16 protein-coding genes are annotated in these 19,436 nt (G+C 40.7%); 12 read left to right on the plus strand and 4 right to left on the minus strand.

Features of this window, described 5'->3' with window-relative positions; all coding sequences use genetic code 11:
- Positions 1-9: 9 nt before the first annotated feature.
- Positions 10-975 carry a DUF1080 domain-containing protein gene (locus tag DBR11_RS11670; RefSeq protein WP_108552798.1) on the minus strand — a complete coding sequence of 322 codons (966 nt, stop codon included), beginning with the start codon at positions 973-975 and terminating at the stop codon, positions 10-12.
- Positions 976-1,317: 342 nt separating this feature from the next.
- Between DBR11_RS11670 and DBR11_RS11675 the strand changes: the two genes are divergently transcribed.
- Positions 1,318-2,361, plus strand: a complete 1,044-nt coding sequence (locus DBR11_RS11675) for a formylglycine-generating enzyme family protein (protein ID WP_233260726.1) — start codon at positions 1,318-1,320, stop codon at positions 2,359-2,361.
- Between the two features lie 38 nt (positions 2,362-2,399).
- Here DBR11_RS11675 and DBR11_RS11680 read toward each other — a convergent pair whose 3' ends face one another.
- Complete coding sequence (locus DBR11_RS11680; protein ID WP_108552802.1) at positions 2,400-3,107, minus strand: FadR/GntR family transcriptional regulator; 708 nt, start codon at positions 3,105-3,107, stop codon at positions 2,400-2,402.
- Between the two features lie 305 nt (positions 3,108-3,412).
- Between DBR11_RS11680 and DBR11_RS11685 the strand changes: the two genes are divergently transcribed.
- The 10 genes from DBR11_RS11685 to DBR11_RS11730 all read left to right on the plus strand — a co-directional run bounded on the left by DBR11_RS11685 (position 3,413) and on the right by DBR11_RS11730 (position 17,737).
- Positions 3,413-6,712 (plus strand): SusC/RagA family TonB-linked outer membrane protein, encoded by a 3,300-nt coding sequence (locus tag DBR11_RS11685; RefSeq protein ID WP_108552804.1) that lies wholly within the window; start codon positions 3,413-3,415, stop codon positions 6,710-6,712.
- 73 nt (positions 6,713-6,785) lie between these two features.
- Entirely contained in the window at positions 6,786-8,357 is a 1,572-nt protein-coding gene (locus DBR11_RS11690) for a RagB/SusD family nutrient uptake outer membrane protein (RefSeq protein WP_158275271.1), read from the plus strand.
- A gap of 75 nt (positions 8,358-8,432) precedes the next feature.
- A complete protein-coding gene (locus DBR11_RS11695; protein ID WP_108552808.1) occupies positions 8,433-9,362 on the plus strand; it encodes a dihydrodipicolinate synthase family protein in 930 nt (309 codons plus the stop codon).
- A 53-nt stretch (positions 9,363-9,415) separates the two neighbouring features.
- Positions 9,416-10,564 (plus strand): galactose oxidase, encoded by a 1,149-nt coding sequence (locus DBR11_RS11700; protein ID WP_233260727.1) that lies wholly within the window; start codon positions 9,416-9,418, stop codon positions 10,562-10,564.
- A complete protein-coding gene (locus tag DBR11_RS11705) occupies positions 10,564-11,802 on the plus strand; it encodes an MFS transporter (protein WP_233260728.1) in 1,239 nt (412 codons plus the stop codon). The genes DBR11_RS11700 and DBR11_RS11705 overlap by 1 nt, the downstream gene beginning before the upstream one ends.
- A complete protein-coding gene (locus DBR11_RS11710) occupies positions 11,799-13,886 on the plus strand; it encodes a GDSL-type esterase/lipase family protein (RefSeq protein WP_233260729.1) in 2,088 nt (695 codons plus the stop codon). Before DBR11_RS11705 ends, DBR11_RS11710 begins: the two co-directional genes overlap by 4 nt.
- A 7-nt stretch (positions 13,887-13,893) precedes the next feature.
- Complete coding sequence (locus DBR11_RS11715; RefSeq protein WP_108552814.1) at positions 13,894-15,075, plus strand: AGE family epimerase/isomerase; 1,182 nt, start codon at positions 13,894-13,896, stop codon at positions 15,073-15,075.
- Entirely contained in the window at positions 15,072-16,250 is a 1,179-nt protein-coding gene (locus tag DBR11_RS11720; protein ID WP_108552828.1) for an exo-alpha-sialidase, read from the plus strand. Before DBR11_RS11715 ends, DBR11_RS11720 begins: the two co-directional genes overlap by 4 nt.
- Before the next feature lie 77 nt (positions 16,251-16,327).
- Entirely contained in the window at positions 16,328-16,909 is a 582-nt protein-coding gene (locus tag DBR11_RS11725) for a TMEM175 family protein (protein ID WP_108552816.1), read from the plus strand.
- 147 nt (positions 16,910-17,056) lie between these two features.
- Positions 17,057-17,737 carry an ABC transporter substrate-binding protein gene (locus tag DBR11_RS11730; RefSeq protein WP_108552818.1) on the plus strand — a complete coding sequence of 227 codons (681 nt, stop codon included), beginning with the start codon at positions 17,057-17,059 and terminating at the stop codon, positions 17,735-17,737.
- Here DBR11_RS11730 and DBR11_RS11735 read toward each other — a convergent pair.
- Both DBR11_RS11735 and DBR11_RS11740 read right to left on the minus strand, forming a co-directional pair.
- Complete coding sequence (locus DBR11_RS11735; protein ID WP_108552820.1) at positions 17,734-17,958, minus strand: hypothetical protein; 225 nt, start codon at positions 17,956-17,958, stop codon at positions 17,734-17,736. The two genes, DBR11_RS11730 and DBR11_RS11735, sit on opposite strands and share 4 nt — an antisense overlap.
- Positions 17,959-17,981: 23 nt before the next feature.
- Positions 17,982-18,479, minus strand: coding sequence for a hypothetical protein (locus DBR11_RS11740; protein ID WP_146186513.1), 498 nt, complete (start codon positions 18,477-18,479; stop codon positions 17,982-17,984).
- A 419-nt stretch (positions 18,480-18,898) separates the two neighbouring features.
- Between DBR11_RS11740 and DBR11_RS11745 the strand changes: the two genes are divergently transcribed.
- On the plus strand, positions 18,899-19,336 hold the full coding sequence (locus DBR11_RS11745) for an OsmC family protein (protein ID WP_108552830.1): 438 nt from the start codon (positions 18,899-18,901) through the stop codon (positions 19,334-19,336).
- The last annotated feature ends 100 nt before the right edge of the window (positions 19,337-19,436 follow it).

Raw genomic sequence — 19,436 nt, forward strand, 5'->3', positions numbered from 1 at the left:
GACAAAAAATCATTTGGCTGGTGTAATCACAATATTCCTGAATTCAATAGGACCATGATCTCCCTGGAAATAGATTGGACCAGGCTCTGCTTCGTTACCATCTAATGCGCCGCCAGTAATACCCGGGATTTCCTGATTACAGATGATGGTTTTACCGTTCGCTACAACCGTTACGATGCGGCCTACCAGTGTAATATCAAATGTTTGCCATTGGCCAGGATCACCTACAACCATTTCATTAGGTACCAGGAATCCATAAATTCCACCAAAGAGGTGACTGTTTGGGTGATCAGTTTTAGGGTTATCAATAATCTGAGTTTCATAACGGCCCCGGAGGTAAACACCGCTATTGCTACCTTGCTGATAACGGAATTCTACATGGAGTTTAAAATCTGAGAACTTTTGTTCAGAGATTAGATTGGATCCGGAATGAGGGCTGGTCAATATACCATCTTTAACGACCCATTGGTTTTGCCCGGAAACGCTCCACCCCTTCAGATCTTTTCCATTAAATAATTTAATTGCTTTGCCCCAAACAGGTGCAGTCGTTCTTTTGAGATCAGGGGCTTTCGCTCCTGTAAAAGGGTAGCTTTGTCCACTGCTGGTATGAATAGTGCCATGAATGCCAGTATCGGAAACAGTGCCTTCAAGCATCATATCACGGTCTTCCCTTTCCCATTGTGGAGGAATAGAAAAACTGAATTTTCCATTATCATAAGTTACTTTAGATATAGGTCTGGCACTTCCTCCTGTACTCACAAAACGGCCTACCAATGTACTGAACCCGGAAAGCTCTACCTCCAGCCAGGAAGGATGCTCCGATCCATTTTCACTTACTTTGATATCCCACCGACCGATCAGGCCACCACCTTTGACGCTTTCTGTCTTGATCGCAGCTACTTGAGCCGTTATACTGGAAGGATTCATCAAACCGATACTGCATATCAATCCTGCGATAAAGCATTTTCTATTCATGTTTATATTTATTGGTGATTAAGATAAATATAGACATTATTATTAATGTTGCCTTCTACTGGGATGAATTGGATCTGATGCTTATCTGGGTGGGGTCTTGTTGGGATAAGGTACGTTTTACCCCAACACGACCCCACCCAGACCTCAAGCAGATATCAATGTGCTCATATTAAGCTAGCCTGTTTGGAAGTGCCGCAGTTTTAAAATATGTCGCCTCGCTTTGGAATTCACATAAAAAGATATACATTTAATAACGTAATGAGATTTGATTTGAACCTAAAGTACCTTCTGATTCTCCCGTTAATATTTGGAGTATCTTGTACTCAGAATAAAAAACCAGCGGTGGTAAAAACAGAAACTGATGAGTCTTGCTCTGCGCATTTACCATCCAGATATGGCATTGCAGTAACACATTCTTCGGCAGACAGCACCTTTTCTTCGGACCAGAAGACATCACACCATGGAATGAAATGGATTCCTGCGGGTGTTTTTTCTATGGGTGCTAAAGATCAGGAGGGGCGGAAGGATGAATATCCTGCACATCAGGTTAAACTGGATGGATTCTGGATGGATGAGAAAGAAGTGACCAACAAAGAATTTATGGCATTTGTTAAAGCCACTGGCTACAAAACGATTGCAGAACGCAAGCCGGATTGGGAGGAAATCAAGAAGCAATTGCCGCCGGGAACTCCAAAGCCCCCCGATAATGTTCTTGTTCCTGCTGCACTTACATTTAATCCGCCGCCGCATCCGGTTCCATTAGACAACGCGTCACAATGGTGGGCCTGGACTAATGGGGCGAGTTGGAAACATCCTGAAGGACCAAAAAGTACGATTGAAGGAAAAGAAAATTTTCCGGTAACTCAGGTGTGCTGGGAAGACGCGAATGCTTATGCTAAATGGGCTGGAAAACGATTGCCTACAGAAGCGGAGTGGGAATACGCAGCGCGTGGGGGAATGAAAGATGCTATCTATCCCTGGGGAAATGAACCTGTAGAAAGTGGCAGGCCTAAGGCGAATACGTGGCAGGGAAGTTTTCCAGACAAAAATACCGACTGGGATGGATTTCATAATCTTGCACCGGTAGGGTCATTTGCTGCGAACGGATATGGGTTATTTGATATGGCTGGGAATGTTTGGGAATGGGTGGCTGATTGGTACAAGGCAGATTATTATCAGGGTTTAGACGGTACAACCAGTGTTAATCCAACTGGACCAAAAGATAGCTATGATCCGGATGAACCTACTGTACCTAAAAAAGTAACCAGGGGCGGTTCTTTTATGTGTAACAGTTCTTATTGTAAAGGCTACCGGATTTCGGCAAGAATGAAATCATCACCTGATACGGGTTTGCAGAATACGGGTTTCAGATGTGTATCCAAATAACGGATTTGCAAAATATACAAGGCGATGACTTTATCAATTTAGTCAAATAATCGAGAGAAATGGCTTTCCAGGTGATTTCGCATCCCATTTCTAAGCAGTTCTGCAGAACCTTTTTCTATGAGTCCTACAATCTGTTTGTGGGATACAAAATTTTTAGAAGAGATTTGCTTCTTTAATAAGCCGCTCTGATGAACATAGTCAAATACAGGTAGCAGCATTTTCTGGAAATTTTTTAAGGTCTGGTTACCTGTAATGTCATATAGTTTTCCATGGAACTTGATTTCCTGTTCAATCCGAAAAATGTAGGCATCTGCTTTTTTAGGTTCTGAAGCAACAATTTCTTTTAATTCTGCAATATCTTCGGGGGTTACTCTTTGAATAATAAAATCGGCCATACCGATTTCCAGAGAAAGCCTCATTTCGAAGATCTCTTTTAGCGTAGCGACATCAAGCATTTGAGGTTTCATACTTTTCTGAAGTACGGAAGTCAGATCTGGGCTGGTAATGATAGCACCACGGTGCTTTTTTGAATCTATCAGTCCGATCATTCGCAATCTTAACAAAGCTTCCCTGATGACCGTTCTGCTCACACCCATAGCTTGTGTAAGCTCCAGTTCTTTGGGGATACTGTCGCCAACTTTGAATTTTTTTTCAATGAATAATTCTATCAGGCTTTTTTCGACCTTGTCTACTAAGGAGCTGGTATCTATATTCTTTAGACTTTCTATCAAATCTGTTTCTTTCATAAGCTTAATGTATAGAAGTCGTTGATGTTTTTTTTACATGAAAGACTTAAAAACAAACATACAACATATTTTTAAAAGGAGAATGTTCAACATAAGGATGTTACTGGTGGGATGATAACTCCTTCAGCTGGATGAGGTCTTGTTCTCAGCTACTTCCGCTCGGTTTTAATAAAGTGTATTTATAACACTCAGAAAATCAGATTGTAAAAATATATCTGAATTATTTGGCAATAATCTTTTTTATTTACTACTATTGCTTTATGTATGACATATAATACAAACCAAACCAACCTAAACTAAATTTCATGAATCAAAAATTTACTTACATTAAAACGGTTTTGACAATAATAGGGATATTGTCATTTACCGTACTTTATGCACAGGACCGGAGTATTTCCGGGAGAGTAGTTGCAGAAAAAGATAAGATAACCCTGCCCTCTGTCAATGTTGTTGTTAAAGGAACAAAAAATGGGACGCAAACGAATTCGTCTGGAGAGTTTAAGATCAAGGCGGCTAAAGGAGACATTCTTGTTATTTCTTCTATAGGATATCTTTCAAAAGAAGTTACTATTGGTGAGAGTAACTCGCTTCAGATTTTCTTGAAAGATGATGATGCCAAACTAGATGAAGTGGTTGTACTGGGTTATGGAACTCAGAAAAAGTCACTTTTAACCGGATCTGTATCCAAATTAGATCATAAGGTTTTGGAAACGGGCGTACGCTCCAATCCTTCTTCTGCTTTGGCAGGGACCATTCCGGGGCTTAGAGTGCAACAAACCTCTGGAAGGCCTGGCGCGGTGGCTACAGTAATACTACGCGGAGGTACAGAGTATAATGGAACAGGGTCACCTTTGGTTGTTGTAGACGGTTTTCTGAGGTCTGGTTTTAGTGAGATCAACCAAGATGATATTGAATCCATAGAAGTATTAAAGGATGCATCGGCAACAGCTATTTATGGAGCAAGAGCAAACAATGGGGTAATATTGATCACGACCAAAAAGGGAAAAGACGGTGTTGCCAGCATTACGGTAAAAGCAAAAGTGGGTGTCAATTCATTAAATATTCCTTACAACTTTTTGAATGCCAAAGATTATTTATACTGGTCCAGAAAAGCTATCCAAACTTCTGGAATCTACGAACCGAGTAGACTCGCACAATTAACGGCCACAGGTCCTTTTGGAACTGGTAACCTCTATAAGGATGCAAATGGTAATATTCTGGATGGTAATAAGAATGCTGCAGCTGTTTGGAGTCCGATGTTTCTGGACGATGTGAATAAAGTGAAGCTTCAGGACGGATGGCAAACCATGACTGATCCGGTAACTGGTAAGCAAATTATATTTAATGATTTCAACTATAAAGATTATGCTTTGCGGAGTCATGCTTTGACCCAGGACTATAATGTAGCGATGACTGGAGGTAATGAAAAAGGAAATTATTATGCTGGCTTGGGTACATACAATGAGGATGGTTTTCCAATTAATACTTTTTATAAGAGGGTAACTTTTATTTTTAATGGTGAATACAAGATTAAGCCCTGGTTAACATCTACTTCAAGCTTGAATTTTGCTGATGCCAAATGGAGGGATGCGGTGACCAATTCTGAGGGGAATTATCTTTCCAGATCTTTAGGAGCACCTCCAACAATGAGGGGGACAAACGAGAATGGCGATCTTTTGGTTGGACGGGATTCTGGAGATGGAAACCCAATGGTGAATGATGATAAGTTTATCAGGAAAAACAATACGGATAAATTTACATTAACACAATCCTTTAAAGTTGACCTTTTACCAAATCTTACACTGAACACCAGCGCAAACTGGTTTTATGATGAAGGTTATTATGAATCTTTCAATAAAGATTATTTAGCCAGTCCAGGAGTGATTAACACGACCAGATCCAGTTCTGCTTCATTTTCTCGTAGTATGAGCCAGACTTATAATGGCGCACTTAAATACTCCAAAAATATTGGAGAGAAGCACCATTTTGACGTTATGGGTGGATCTGAGTTCTATGATATTTACACGCAGGGGTTGGCGGCATCAGGGTCAGGAGCGCCATCGGATGATTTCATGGCTCTTGGTTTGACAAGTTCTGATAAAGATAGACGGAGCATCAGTACTGGCCATACCCGTCAAAGGATATTGTCCTTTTTTGGGAGAGCCAACTACGACTACGAAGGTAAGTATTTAATGACAGCTACCTTCAGAAGAGATGGTTATTCTAAATTATTAAATAACAGATGGGGTAATTTTCCAGGTATTTCACTGGGGTGGAATATAGACAAAGAAGATTTTTTTAAGCCATTGAAAGATGTAGTTAATACTTTGAAGCTAAGAGCAAGTTATGGCCGGAATGGGAATGCAGACCCAGACAATAGGATTATTAACGCGTATAATCTTCAGGGACAGTACGGCACAAGTAAATATAATGGAAGCGTGGGCTATCTTGCTAATAGTTTGCCTTTTCCAAATTTATTGTGGGAAAGTTCTGCTACTTACGAATATGGATTGGAAACCAGATTGTTGAATAGAATAGATTTGACGGTATCCTATTATAGTCGTAAAACCTTTAATAAAATCTCTTCATTTAATTTACCTGCAACCGCAGGCTTTACACAGTTGACCACCAACAATGGAAGTATGCAGAACAGGGGAGTAGAGGCAGAGATGAATTACAATGCAGTTCGCACAAATGATTGGACGGTAAGCGTATCTGCAAATGTTGCCTATAATGCAAATAAAGTCTTAAAGCTTCCTAATAATGGCTTGATCAACAATAGAATTGGCGGGTTCGAAGTATATGATCCGGTAACAAAGAAGAATATTTTTGTTGGAGGTACCCAAGAGGGGCAGGATCCCAATGTTGCTTATGCCTATGTGGCAGAAGGCCTTTATAGAACGCAGGCAGATTTGGACAAAGATGCAAATAGAAGAGACTTATTAGGAGCTAAAGTGTTGGTTGGACCAGGTATCTATAATAACATGACTGCAGCTCAAAAAGCAGCTGTCTTTCCAATTGCACTTGGCGATGTTAAATGGATGGATATGGATGGTAACGATACGATTAATTCTTTTGACAGGAAACGTATTGGTCGTACAGTGCCAAGATGGACGGGTGGTTTCAGTGTGAATGTGAAATGGAAAAGACTTTCTATGAGTACCAGATTTGATTATGCGTTAGGTTTTGTACAGTATGATGGACCAAGTGCTTGGTTCTTAAGTAATGCACAGGGAACATTTAATACGACAGATCAGGTATTTGATACCTATACGCCAGAAAACCCTAATGCAAAATATCCAACATACTATTGGGCAGATCAACTTTATAAAAACAACACTTACAGAGAGTCGAGTATGTTCTATAAAAAAGGTGATTATCTTGCTCTTAGAGAGTTGAATTTAACCTATTCACTACCTGTCAAGTGGACAAGTCGTTTGAAAAGCCAAAATATTAATTTTTCTGTGACCGGCCAGAACTTAACCTATTTCAGTCAGTCAACTTTGTTCTCTCCAGAATCCAGTAGTATTGGAATAGGTGGTGCCGGATCAGGGGGCTATCCCTTACCACGTATCATCATTTTTGGTGCACAGTTTACATTCTAAAAATAAGATGAAACCTTTGGAAACTCAAAAAATAATTAACAGCGGAAGATCCGCTACTAAAATGAAGAGTCAGATGAAAAAAATATTTATCAGTTTATTAACCCTTATGGTGGTGATTAATTTCAGCGCCTGCAGAAAATTAGATCTTGCACCGGAAGATTTCTTTGCCAGTGAAAATTTTTGGAAAACACCTGCTCAGGTAGATGGTGCAATGATTGGTCTTCATAGCCAACTAAGAACCTTTCAGTTTACAATTTATACTTTGGGAGAGCTCAGAGGGGGGGCACTGCGGGATGGAACAAGCTTTACTGGAACGGCATCTCTAAATTCGGCTTCTATTATTCGACAGGACATCAGGGAGTCTTCACCCGGAATTTCTTCATGGGCAGGTTTTTACGCTGCAATATTCCAGGTCAATAATTTCATTTATCAGGTGGAAAAAGCAACCTACCTCCAAGCGACCGATAAAGCGTATTATCTGGGACAGGCCTATGGTTTACGGGCGTACTATTACTTTCATTTATACCGTACATTTGGCCGTTTACCTTTAGCTAAAGAGCCCACGGTGATCACAAATACACCAACCACATCTCAACAAGCTTATCTGCCAAGAACCAAAACTGAAAAAGAAACACTAGATTTTATTAAAAGTGATGTGAACCAGTCTGTTGCTAACTTTGCAGGGAATTATACAACTAAGTTCCAGAAAGCACAATGGTCTTTAGCAGCTAGTCAGATGTTGAAGGCAGAGATTTATCTATGGTCTGCGAAAGTAAAGATCGATGGCCAGGCTCCGGCAACAACCGTTGCGGATTTAAGCACAGCGAAGTCTGCCATAGATGAAATTTTGCCAAAATACAGTTTACAATCTTCTTTTGCTAACGTATTTAATTCAGCTGCGGTTCCGGCCAATAAAGGAAATAATGAGATGATTTTTGCAATCAGATACCAGCAGGGTGAGGCAACAAATAGTTATGGACAGTTCATATACGCTATTACTGACCCGCTTACAGGTTATGTTGATGATAAAGGTCAGCCCATCTCTGCTTCAGATCCTTTACAAGTGGCTGGTGGAGGTACCATCATAAGGTATGAATACAAATATGATCTGTATGCTAAATACGATGCTGCTGATACCAGGGCCAATGTGACATTTCTAAATTTTAATAAAGGCACTGTTCATGCAACGAATCTTCGTAAATTCTTAGGAACCATAGTAGATGGTTCCCGGAGTTTCTCTGACGATTTTCCTATATACAGATTGGCCGAAGCGTATCTTCTATTGGCAGAGATTAAAAATAAACAGGGCCAAGATCCTACCGCAGAAATTATGGCCGTTAGGAACAGAGCATATGCTGCCGGTACAGCACCTTTGTTTATGAATGGATCATTTGAGCAAAATGAGCTGGCTATTTTTAATGAAAGAGATAAAGAACTTGTGGCTGAAGGAAAACGCTGGTACGATTTACGCCGTATGCAGGATGCCTCTGGAGATCCCCTTGCGTTTAGAAAAGATCTTAATCTTGTTGGCGTTCTGGACAAGGGAAGTGAAGCCTATAAATTGATATGGCCAATTGACAGAAGCACGTTAACAAGTGATGAAACCCTTAAAAATGACCAGAATCCAGGATATCCGGGTACCTAATTAAATTCAAACATCAGGCAGTATAAATTTGGTCTGCCTGATGTACGCTTTCCATCTATTATAGAATAATAACATATGACAGTACAAAAACTAACCGGCCTGATTGCCGCACCTTTTACCCCTATGGATAACCAGGGTAAAATCAACATCTCCATTATTCCAGACTACTATCAATTTCTTAAAAACAATAAAGTCACAGGTGCATTTATCTGCGGTTCGACCGGTGAAGGCGTTTCCATGACCAATGCTGAAAAAAAACAAATAGCAGAAGCCTGGGCAGATTGCACCCGCCAGGACCCGGATTTTAAAGTACTGATGTTTCTGGGCGGAACCAGTGTGGAAGATTGTAAAGACCTGGCCAGACACGCACGTGAAATTGGCTTATATGCTGTATCCTTCACTTCTCCTTTCTATTTTAAACCGGCTAATGCAGAAGTACTGGCCCAGATGTGTGCAGAAATTGCAGCGGAAGTACCTGATATGCTTTTTTATTATTATCATATCCCGGTTCTAACTGGTGTAGGTTTTGCGATGTATGATTTGCTGAAAGCAGTGGAAGGTAAGGTCCCTAATTTTGCAGGCGTCAAATATACCCATGAAGATTTTATGGACTTTCTTTCGTGTATACACTTTAAGAATGGTAAATTCGATATGCTATGGGGAAGAGACGAGAATATGCTGTCTGCACTAATCCTTGGAAATAAGGGAGCTGTAGGAAGTACTTTTAATTATGCTGCACCGCTGTACTACGATATGATCACGGCCTATGAATCCGGCGACTTTGAACAGGCAAGAGCATTACAGCAGCAATCCATCGATATGATCCGTTTACTGGGTAAATATGGAGGAATTGCAACCGGAAAAGCCTATATGAAACTGGTAAATATTGATTGTGGTGGATTTAGACTTCCGGTTAAAAATATGAATGCAGAAGAATTCGAATCCTTCAAAAAAGACGTAGAATTGGTGGGATTCCATCAATTTAAATCGCTTGCTCCTCATTAGACCTAAATAAGCGCACCATGTTCAAATGTCCTTCTCTCTTATTCTTTACATTTATGCTGATTTCTTCAGATGCATTGCCACAGCAAGCATCAAATTATTCTATTCAATGGACTGTTGCGGCTAAGGTTACTCAGACTGACGGGCAACTATCCCCAGGTTTTGCCGGAGCCATTAATGCGGTATCCAATAATGCTCTGATCCTCGCAGGCGGGGCCAATTTTCCTGACAAATTACCATGGGAAGGCGGTAAGAAACACTATTCGGATGAAATTCATATTTTGCAGAAAGATAAAGGCGAGTTTATTTGGGATACCAGGGTAAAAGCTAAGCTTGAGAGGCCTGTTGCCTATTGCGGGAATACCTCAACAGAGCAAGGAATTGTATATGCGGGAGGCGAAAATGAGAATGGATTATCAAATAAATCTTACCTATTAACCTTTGAACCGTTAAAGAATCAGGTCTTCATAAAATCTTTACCTGACTTGCCTGTTGCCTTAACCAATATTGCACTGACTCATATTGGCCCTATTGTGTATGCTGTAGGAGGAGATGGAAAGTTCAATTCTTCCAATAGCTTTCTAAGTTTGAACTTAAAAAGTAAAAATCCAGAATGGCTTGTCTTACCAGATTTACCCACTGCACTTGCAAACGCTGTAGTCGTAGCGCAAAATGGGACTGATGGCCTGAATATTTATGTTATAGGAGGGAGAACAAAAACTGCTTCAGGAATTAGTGAACTGCATGGCACAACATTGATCTATCATCCTGGGAAACGCAGCTGGACAAGGGGTGCTCCTATACAAGATGGATTAAAAGAAACAAATTTCTCTGCCGGAGCTGGACTGGCCTTGGGTAAACATTCTGTTTTGATCACTGGCGGAGATAATGGCCATATTTTCCATCAGATTGAAACTTACCTCGCAAAAATTGCCAGTACAGAAATACCTGAAGAAAAAGAGAAACTCATTGCCGAAAAAAATAAACTGAACATCAACCATAAGGGGTTTTACAGAGGAATACTGCTCTACAATACCCTAACTAATCGATGGACTAAATTAGGCGAATTATCCTTCCCTGCACAGGTAACAACAACAGCCACCCGATGGGGGAACGATATCATCCTGTCCAACGGCGAAGTGAAACCTGGTATACGCACACCCAATGTAATGCTTGGGCGGATTAACAACTTAAATGTATGGTAATGAATACGAAAAGATATGCCTGGGTAGTTGTCGGTTTGCTTTGGGTGGTGGCTTTGCTGAATTACATGGACAGACAGATGTTGTCTACCATGAAGCCAGCCATGCAAATTGATATTGCAGAGTTACAATCTGCGACCAATTTTGGCTATTTAATGGCCATATTTCTCTGGATCTACGGTTTGATGAGTCCTGTTTCAGGAATTATTGCCGATAAATTTAACCGAAAATGGCTCATTGTTGGAAGTCTGTTTGTCTGGTCTGGAGTAACTTATGCTATGGGCTATGCAACTACATTTAACCAGATTTATTGGCTCAGAGCAATTATGGGAGTAAGCGAGGCTCTGTATATTCCTGCCGGCTTATCGCTGATTGCCGATTTTCATTCGCCTAAAACGAGGTCTTTGGCCATAGGTATCCATATGACTGGTTTGTACATGGGACAGGCCTTAGGTGGATTTGGCGCCACTGTAGCCGCTGCTTTTTCCTGGCAGGTTACCTTTCATACTTTTGGATTTATCGGTATTTTCTATTCCTTAGTGCTGATCTTTTTTTTAAGGGAACATACGCCATCAGATCAATTACAGGAGTCAGATCAGATTCGTATTAAAGCTAAATCTTCCTTGTTTAAAGGGCTAGCCATTTTATTTACTAATGTGTCCTTCTGGATTATTCTTTTCTATTTCGCAGTTCCAAGCTTGCCAGGTTGGGCAGCCAAAAACTGGCTTCCTACACTCTTTGCTCAAAATCTGAACATTGATATGGCTAAGGCCGGACCATTATCCACCATCACCATCGCTGCCTCTTCTTTTCTAGGCGTACTGTTTGGAGGTATATTATCTGATAAATGGGTACAGAAAAATATCAAAGGAAGGATTTATACCAGCGCCATTGGATTGGGGCTAACTATTCCCTCTTTATTGCTCTTGGGTTTTGGACACTCTTTATGGAATGTAGTTGGCGCGGCCATATGCTTCGGTCTGGGGTTTGGAATGTTTGATGCCAATAATATGCCCATCTTATGCCAGTTCGTTTCTGCCAGATACAGGGCAACAGCTTATGGTCTGATGAATATGGTTGGTGTCTTTTCAGGGGCCTACATTACAGACCTTTTAGGTAAGTCTTCAGATGCGGGTAGTCTGGGCAGAGATTTCGCTATGCTTGCGGGCATTGTACTGGTTGCATTGTGTATCCAGCTTTATTTCCTGCGTCCCAAACATAATGATTTTGTAGAAATATGAGCCGGTATATAAAACAAATTGCCGGACTGGCATTGCTGCTATCCCTTATGCTTACTTTAAAAGCCCAGGAAAGTAAGCCCATCAGGATTGCTTGTATTGGCAATTCTGTAACCTATGGTTATGGTCTGAAAGACAGAGAAACCGAGTGCTATCCGGCCAGACTTCAGCAGTCTCTGGGTAAAAGTTATGAAGTGAAAAACTTTGGTCGCAGTGGGGCTACTTTACTGAAACATGGACATAATCCCTATTCTAAAACAAAGGAATTTACAGATGCACTGAATTATAAACCGGATATAGCCATCGTACATCTTGGATTAAATGACACAGATCCAAGAAACTGGCCGGATTATAAAATGGATTTTGAAGCAGATTATACCTGGCTGCTGGATACCTTAAGAAAGGTAAACCCAAAGGTCAAGCTCTACGTTTGCCGGCTAACACCGATTTTCAGCGGACATCCCCGATTTAAATCAGGTACACGGGATTGGTACTGGCAAATTCAAGCTTGTATTTCAGCAGTAGCTAAAGGAAATCAGATTGGATTAATCGATTTGAATACCCCACTCCACAATAGACCGGACTTGTTTGCAGATCAGCTCCATCCTGATTCGGAAGGGGCATCAATCATTGCACAAACGATTTTTCAACGTTTAACCGGCAATTTTGGAGGTTTGCAACTGGCTTCAATTTTCAACAATCACATGGTGATACAACGATCCAGACCGATTCTTATTTATGGTCGTGCTAATGCTGGTGAACAGGTTGATGTGACCTTTGGGGATCAGAAAAAGAGTGTCTCGGCTGATCAGGATGGGAGGTGGAAAGTCGAGTTTCCTGCCTTAGCGGCAGGGGGGCCATATGTGATGAAAGTACAGGGACAAAAAAAGAAAATGGTTTTGCAAGATATCCTTATTGGTGACGTTTGGTTGTGCTCTGGACAGTCCAATATGGCCTTTCCATTAAAAAGTGCAGCTACAGGTGGCCCTGAATTGAAAAGCCTGACTTTAAACCCCCTGTTGCGTCTGTTTAAATTGGAAGGCTGGAGGGAGACAGACAATTCGGCATGGGATTCCGTGTCTTTGGTTAAAGCCAATCAATTGAAGTTTTTTTTCGGTAATTGGAGTACATGTACAGCAAAAATAGCCGCAGATTTTACCGCTGTTGGCTATTATTTTGGAAAACAGATTGTACAGGAAGAAGGTGTGCCGATCGGTTTAATTGAGCTTGCCGTTGGCGGATCACCAACTGAATCCTGGATAGACAGAAAAACCATGGAACATGATGATCTGCTGGTCGACGAACTGTCCAACTGGCGCAAGTCCGATTTTATCCAGCCCTGGGTGAGGGAACGTGCAGATACGAATCTTAAAGCAGCATTAAACCCTAAGCAAAGACATCCTTATGAACCTTGCTACAATTATGAAGCTGGCCTGGATTCCTTAACCAAATTTCAAATTGAAGGGGTGATCTGGTACCAGGGAGAAAGCAATACGCATAATGTAGAACTTCACGATCGTCTTTTTCAAACCCTGGTAAAGAGCTGGAGGCAGCAATGGGGATATGAATTTCCTTTTTACTATGTACAGCTGAGCAGTATAGACCGGCCATCCTGGCCAGTTTTCAGAGCGGCACAGCGCAAGCTACAATTTAAGATTCCCAATACAGCTATGGCGGTGACCAGCGATCTGGGAGACTCCTTAAATGTGCACCCTACCAGGAAAAAGGAAGTTGGGGAACGTTTAGCTAAACTGGCATTAAAATATACTTACCAAAAGAACATAGAGGCCAATGGCCCGGAAGTCCGGGAGGCGGTATGGCGAGGGAATGAAATTGTGGTCTACTTTGATCATGCGGTGCAGCTTAAGACCAGTGACCAAAAAATAGTAACTGGTTTTGAGTTGTTTACAGACCAGGGTTTACGGATACCCATCAAAGCCGAGATCCGTGGAACTGCCATTTATATTGTTCCTCCTCCGGGGTTGAAGCCAAAGTTATTGCTTTATGCATGGAAGCCTTTTACACGGGCAAATCTGGTGAACGAGGCAGAACTGCCGGCTTCTACATTTTCAATATCTATAAATTAAAAATCTAATGAGTTATTCTAACACAGAACTTAAAGCACTTCAGAAATTCTATAAGAATCAATTGTTAAACGATACTGTTCCATTTTGGTTTCCGCGGTCAATAGACCAAACGTACGGTGGATATTTATTGATGCGGGACCAGGACGGAACACTGATTGATGATGATAAGGCCGTTTGGATTCAGGGTCGTGCAGCATGGCTGTTGTCTACTTTATACAATACTGTTGAACAAAAAAAAGAATGGTTGGATGGTGCCAAATCAGGTATCGATTTCTTAAACCAATATTGTTTCGATTCTGATGGACAGATGTTCTTCCATGTGACAAGAGACGGCCGGCCGATACGCAAACGCAGGTATTACTTTTCTGAAACCTTTGCTGTGATTGCCAATGCAGCCTATGCAAAAGCAAGCGGAGATGAACAGGCTGCCGAAAAAGCCAGATATTTGTTTGGAAAATGCATCGAGTATTCTACCATACCTGGTATCCTGCCTGCTAAGTTTACTGCTGTAAGGCCAGCAAAAGGTATTGGTACTCCAATGATTATGATCAATACTGCGCAGCAACTCCGGGAAACGATAGGAGACCCCAGATGTGATGAATGGATAGACCGTTGGATTAACGAAATCGAAAGAGATTTTGTGAAAGACGACATCCGGTGTGTTATGGAACAGGTTGCACCAGACGGAAGTATTATAGACCATATTGATGGCAGGACACTTAATCCTGGACATGCCATAGAAGGTGCCTGGTTTATCCTTCATGAAGCTAAGCACAGAGGCAATGATCCACGTTTAATCGCATTAGGCTGTAAGATGCTGGATTATATGTGGGAACGTGGATGGGATAAAGAACATGGTGGAATTTTGTACTTCAAAGATGTGTACAATAAACCAGTTCAGGAATACTGGCAGGATATGAAATTTTGGTGGCCGCACAATGAGGTGATCATCGCAACCCTATTGGCTTATACCATGACAGGAGATCCAAAATACGGAGAATGGCATAAGCTGGTTCACAACTATGCCTACCAGCATTTCCATGACAAGCAACACGGAGAATGGTTTGGTTATCTCCACAAAGACGGTAGCATAGCACAAACTGCGAAAGGTAATTTATTTAAAGGACCCTTTCATTTACCGAGGCAAGAATGGTATTGTTTACAACTTTTAGCAAATTTAACATCATGAGATATTTTTCTTTTCTATACAGAGCATTATTTGTTCTTTTATTGGCCAGCCCGGTTTTTGCCGATGCCCAGGAAGTTTCAGTCTTCAGATCCGGTACAGAGGGCTTCAAAAGTTTCAGGATCCCTGCGATCCTTAAAATGGCTAATGGAGATTTAATGGCCTTTGCTGAAGGACGTGTAAACGGGGCAGGTGATTTCGGAAATGTCAAGATTGTGATGAGGAAAAGTACAGATCATGGGAAAACCTGGAACCTCATAACTATAGTTGTTTCTAACGACACTTTACAAGCAGGAAATCCGTCACCCGTGTTGGATTTAACCGATCCTGCTTATCCAAAAGGGCGTATATTCTTGTTTTATAACACAGGGAACGCACCTGAAAATGAAGTAAGGAAAGGAGTGGGCCTGCGCGAGGTTTGGTACAAAACATCTGCTGATGGAGGTGAAAGCTGGTCTGCCCCCGTAAATATTACCCTTCAGGTTCATAAACCAAAACAGCCTCAAGTCAATAAAGTATACAACTCCGATCAGGACTGGAGGAGCTATGCCAACGGTCCAGGACATGCCATTCAGCTAAACTCAGGGCAGTACAAAGGACGGATCTATGTTGCTGCGAACCATTCGGCGGGGAAACCATTGCCACATTATGCAGATGGCAGAATACATGGGTTTTATACGGATGATCATGGTCAAAGCTTTAAATTGAGCGAAGACATTGCTACACCAGGAGGCAACGAATCCATGGCAGTAGAGTTATCTGGAAATCAGCTGATGATCAACGCCAGAAATCAGCTGGGCAATATCAGGCAGCGGATTGTAAGTATCAGCAAAGATGGAGGACAAAGCTGGCTCAATACGTATTTTGATGAGCAATTACCGGATCCTGTTTGCCAGGGAAGCATTCTGAACATTGGCAAACAAAAAGGAAAAGCGGTTCTTGCCTTTTGTAATGCAGCAGATACCAGAGAAAGGGATAACTTAACTTTGAGGATCAGCTTTGATGAAGGGAAAACCTGGAAAATTTCTAAAGTTGTGGCTAAAAGCCCGGAAGGTTACAAAGGAGATTACGCTGCATATTCTGATTTGGTGAAACTTTCAGAGGATCGTGTTGGGGTTTTCTTTGAAAAGGATAACTACAATGAGATCGTTTTTAAAGCTATTAACTGGAAAGAATAAAAGGAAATAAGGTCAATTTATCCTTCCTGCATAGTTTTAATTTATTTGTTATATTGCTATAGAAATAGATTAGAACTATGCATAAAGGACGTTTGGAAGCATTCAGTGATGGGGTAATTGCCATCATCATCACCATTATGGTACTGGAGATAAAAGTACCCCACGAGAAAAATAACATTAAGGATCTGATTCCAATGCTGCCGGTATTTATCAGTTATGTGCTGAGTTTTATCTATGTGGGCATTTACTGGAATAACCATCACCACACCTTTCAGAGCGTTAAATCTGTAAATGGAGCCACACTATGGGCAAATTTACATTTACTGTTCTGGTTGTCCTTAATACCTTTTGTTACCGGATGGATGGGCGAGAACCATTTTAGTCAATGGCCTGCAGCCTTATATGGTTTTGTTTTACTGATGTGTGGAGTTGCTTATTCCATTTTGATTAATGTGCTGATTAGAAATGGCAATGAAAATGTTCAGTTAAAAAGAGCCATCGGAACAGACAACAAAGGGAAAATTTCGGTTACACTGTATTTGATTGCTATCGTTGCAGCCATGTTTAACTCCTGGATCAGTTTTGGCATTTACATTTTGGTGGCCATGATCTGGTTTGTCCCGGATAAAAGGATAGAAAAAACATTTGCCTCAGAATGATCCTTTTAGATTAATTTCCACTCAATTTGCCGTATTTCAAGGATTCTGGCTTATCTTTATAACCGAGTTCCAATTGTTTGTTGTATTGGTATTGAAATAAAGATTAAACGAGCAGAATCTGAGTTAAATACTGTAAAAACCGTTGAAATGAAAGAAATACTTAAAATTGGATTGGATTCTGTCGCGCCAGTCCCTATGCATACAGATTATAATTCTGATGTATTTGAGGGCTTTGAGGTTGATCTGATGAGAGAAATTGCCGGGCAGCTGAATCTGGAGATCCACTATGAGATTTCGCTTTGGAAAAATATCCTTGAAAAGCTCTATAAAGGAGAGCTGGACATGATCTGTTCTGCTGTGACTATGACCCCTTCCAGGCAAAGGATTTTAGAATTTAGTGTACCTTATCTGCAATTTAGACTTTGTGCAGTGGTTAATGAAGGTACGTCTTTAAATAATTTAAACAGCTTTGATCATAAGATTCTTGGGGTACGTATTGCTACAGAGGCGGAGAAATACATCATGGAGAAATTTCCAAATCATCAGGTTGTACATGCCACTAAAAATGAAGAACTCTATCAGCTGCTCGTTAAAAAGAAAATTGATATTGTTATAGACGATTCGCCTATTGCAGGGAGTTTTTTACAAAAATATAAAAAACTGCAAATGGGAATGTTTCTGCCCGATACACATTCCCATTATGGTATTGCCATGAAAAAAGGAGATACCGAACTCAGACACCGAATTAATGAAGTGCTCAGGCATCTTAAAGAGAATGGTGTTTACCACCAGATCTATAAAAAGTGGTTTACCTATATAGAACTTTAATCTGCCTTTTCTGTGGCGTTCTGGGCTTCAATAATTTCTTTTAACTGTATGAGCCTGTCCATAAAACTTGAATAAGCCTTAATATGGCCATGTGCTTTCACGGTTATGATATGGCTGGTTACAAACTTTTTTACATCTGTAATTTTAGTGGCCTGGTTCAGATACACATTTTCGGGCAGATCAATACTTTCAAAATAAGCTTCTAATTCTTCAATAGACATAGGGCAAAGATAAGATTAGTATCCTAAAAAAGCCCCTCCATATTTGACATTGATTCCTTAAGTACCAAAGTAGTTTTACAAAAACTGAGCAGATGACTGCCATCCAGTTTGTTATATAACTCCTGTATGTCCGCATCTGTTCCTGTTTTCTCTAAAAGGAAGGAGTCCTCAAATACTCCGGTAATACTTGCCCCATATTTTTGGATTGCAGACCATGAATATGAAGTCATAATTTCTTTGGAAACGCTGAAAAAGGCAACTTTTCTGAGATGGTGTGTTTTAGCACAATGGGCGTCTGCCCGGTATACTTCAATAAACCTTTCCAGCTTAAATAAGGTGTTTTGGAGGTCTTCAGAAGGAAGCAAGGCTTCTACAGTGATCATCACAATATTCCTGATGTCTGTTCTAGCCACACAAAGGCTTTCAATTTCATAATTCTTTTTGTTGAAAACAGATGTGATCTGGTTTAAAAGACCCTTTTTGTCTTCCGACACGATGCTGATGATAAATTTCCCGTTCATAATTTTAAGCATAAAAAAAGCCTTCCGGGTTAGGAAAGGCTTATGTGGTATCATATTTTGATCTATTTTTTACATAACCTTCCCTGTATCACGAATGACAATAATAATAATCACAATAACAGCAATACCCGAGCTCAGCTTGGATATCATGGTATTCAGATTAAAATTTGTCATGCTCATAGCGGGATCTAATTCCTTTTTTCAAACGTAACGAATATTTTTAATTATCCGGGAGGTGGCATTGAATTATTTTAAGAAATTAAGGTATTGATGTGGGTTTTATTTCCTGAGGATGGGCTTTGGCTTAACAAAATGACTGTCTTAAATTGTTGTAAAGTTTAAAAGGAATGCTTAGGTTTATCTAAGTAAATTGCATCTTCGGGTGCTTGCAGATCCCTAAAAACAATAAATTTAAATACATGAAAAGAAGAGTTACAGCCGTATGGAACGGTACAGGATTAGAAGGTAAAGGAACATTGTCTTCCTCCAATAAGTTCTTTGATCAAACACCTTACAGTTTCAAAACCCGATTCGAAAATGAAGACGGAAAAGCCGGAACGAATCCTGAGGAATTAATTGCAGCAGCACATGCAGGTTGTTTTAATATGCAATTGAGCTTCATGATCGTTGCAGCAGGTTTTACCGCAGACGAATTGACTACAGAGGCAACTGTCTCTTTGGATCCTGTAGAGGGTGGTTTTGCTATTTCCAGCATCACACTTGATTTGAAAGGTAAAGTCTCAGGAATGGACGAAGCTAAATTTACAGAACTGGCCAATGCCGCAAAAGCGGGCTGCCCGGTAAGTAAAGCATTAAGTGCAACCCCAATTACCTTGAACATTAGCTTTAGCGCATAATCTTACAAAGCGGTTGGATATAAAAAAAACAGCCTGTTGGAACAACAGGCTGTTTTTTTTATTTATTATATGTTAAAGGCTATTTAGAACCACCGCCAAG

Origin of the sequence: Pedobacter sp. HMWF019 (assembly GCF_003061025.1) — a bacterium.
GTDB lineage: Bacteria > Bacteroidota > Bacteroidia > Sphingobacteriales > Sphingobacteriaceae > Pedobacter.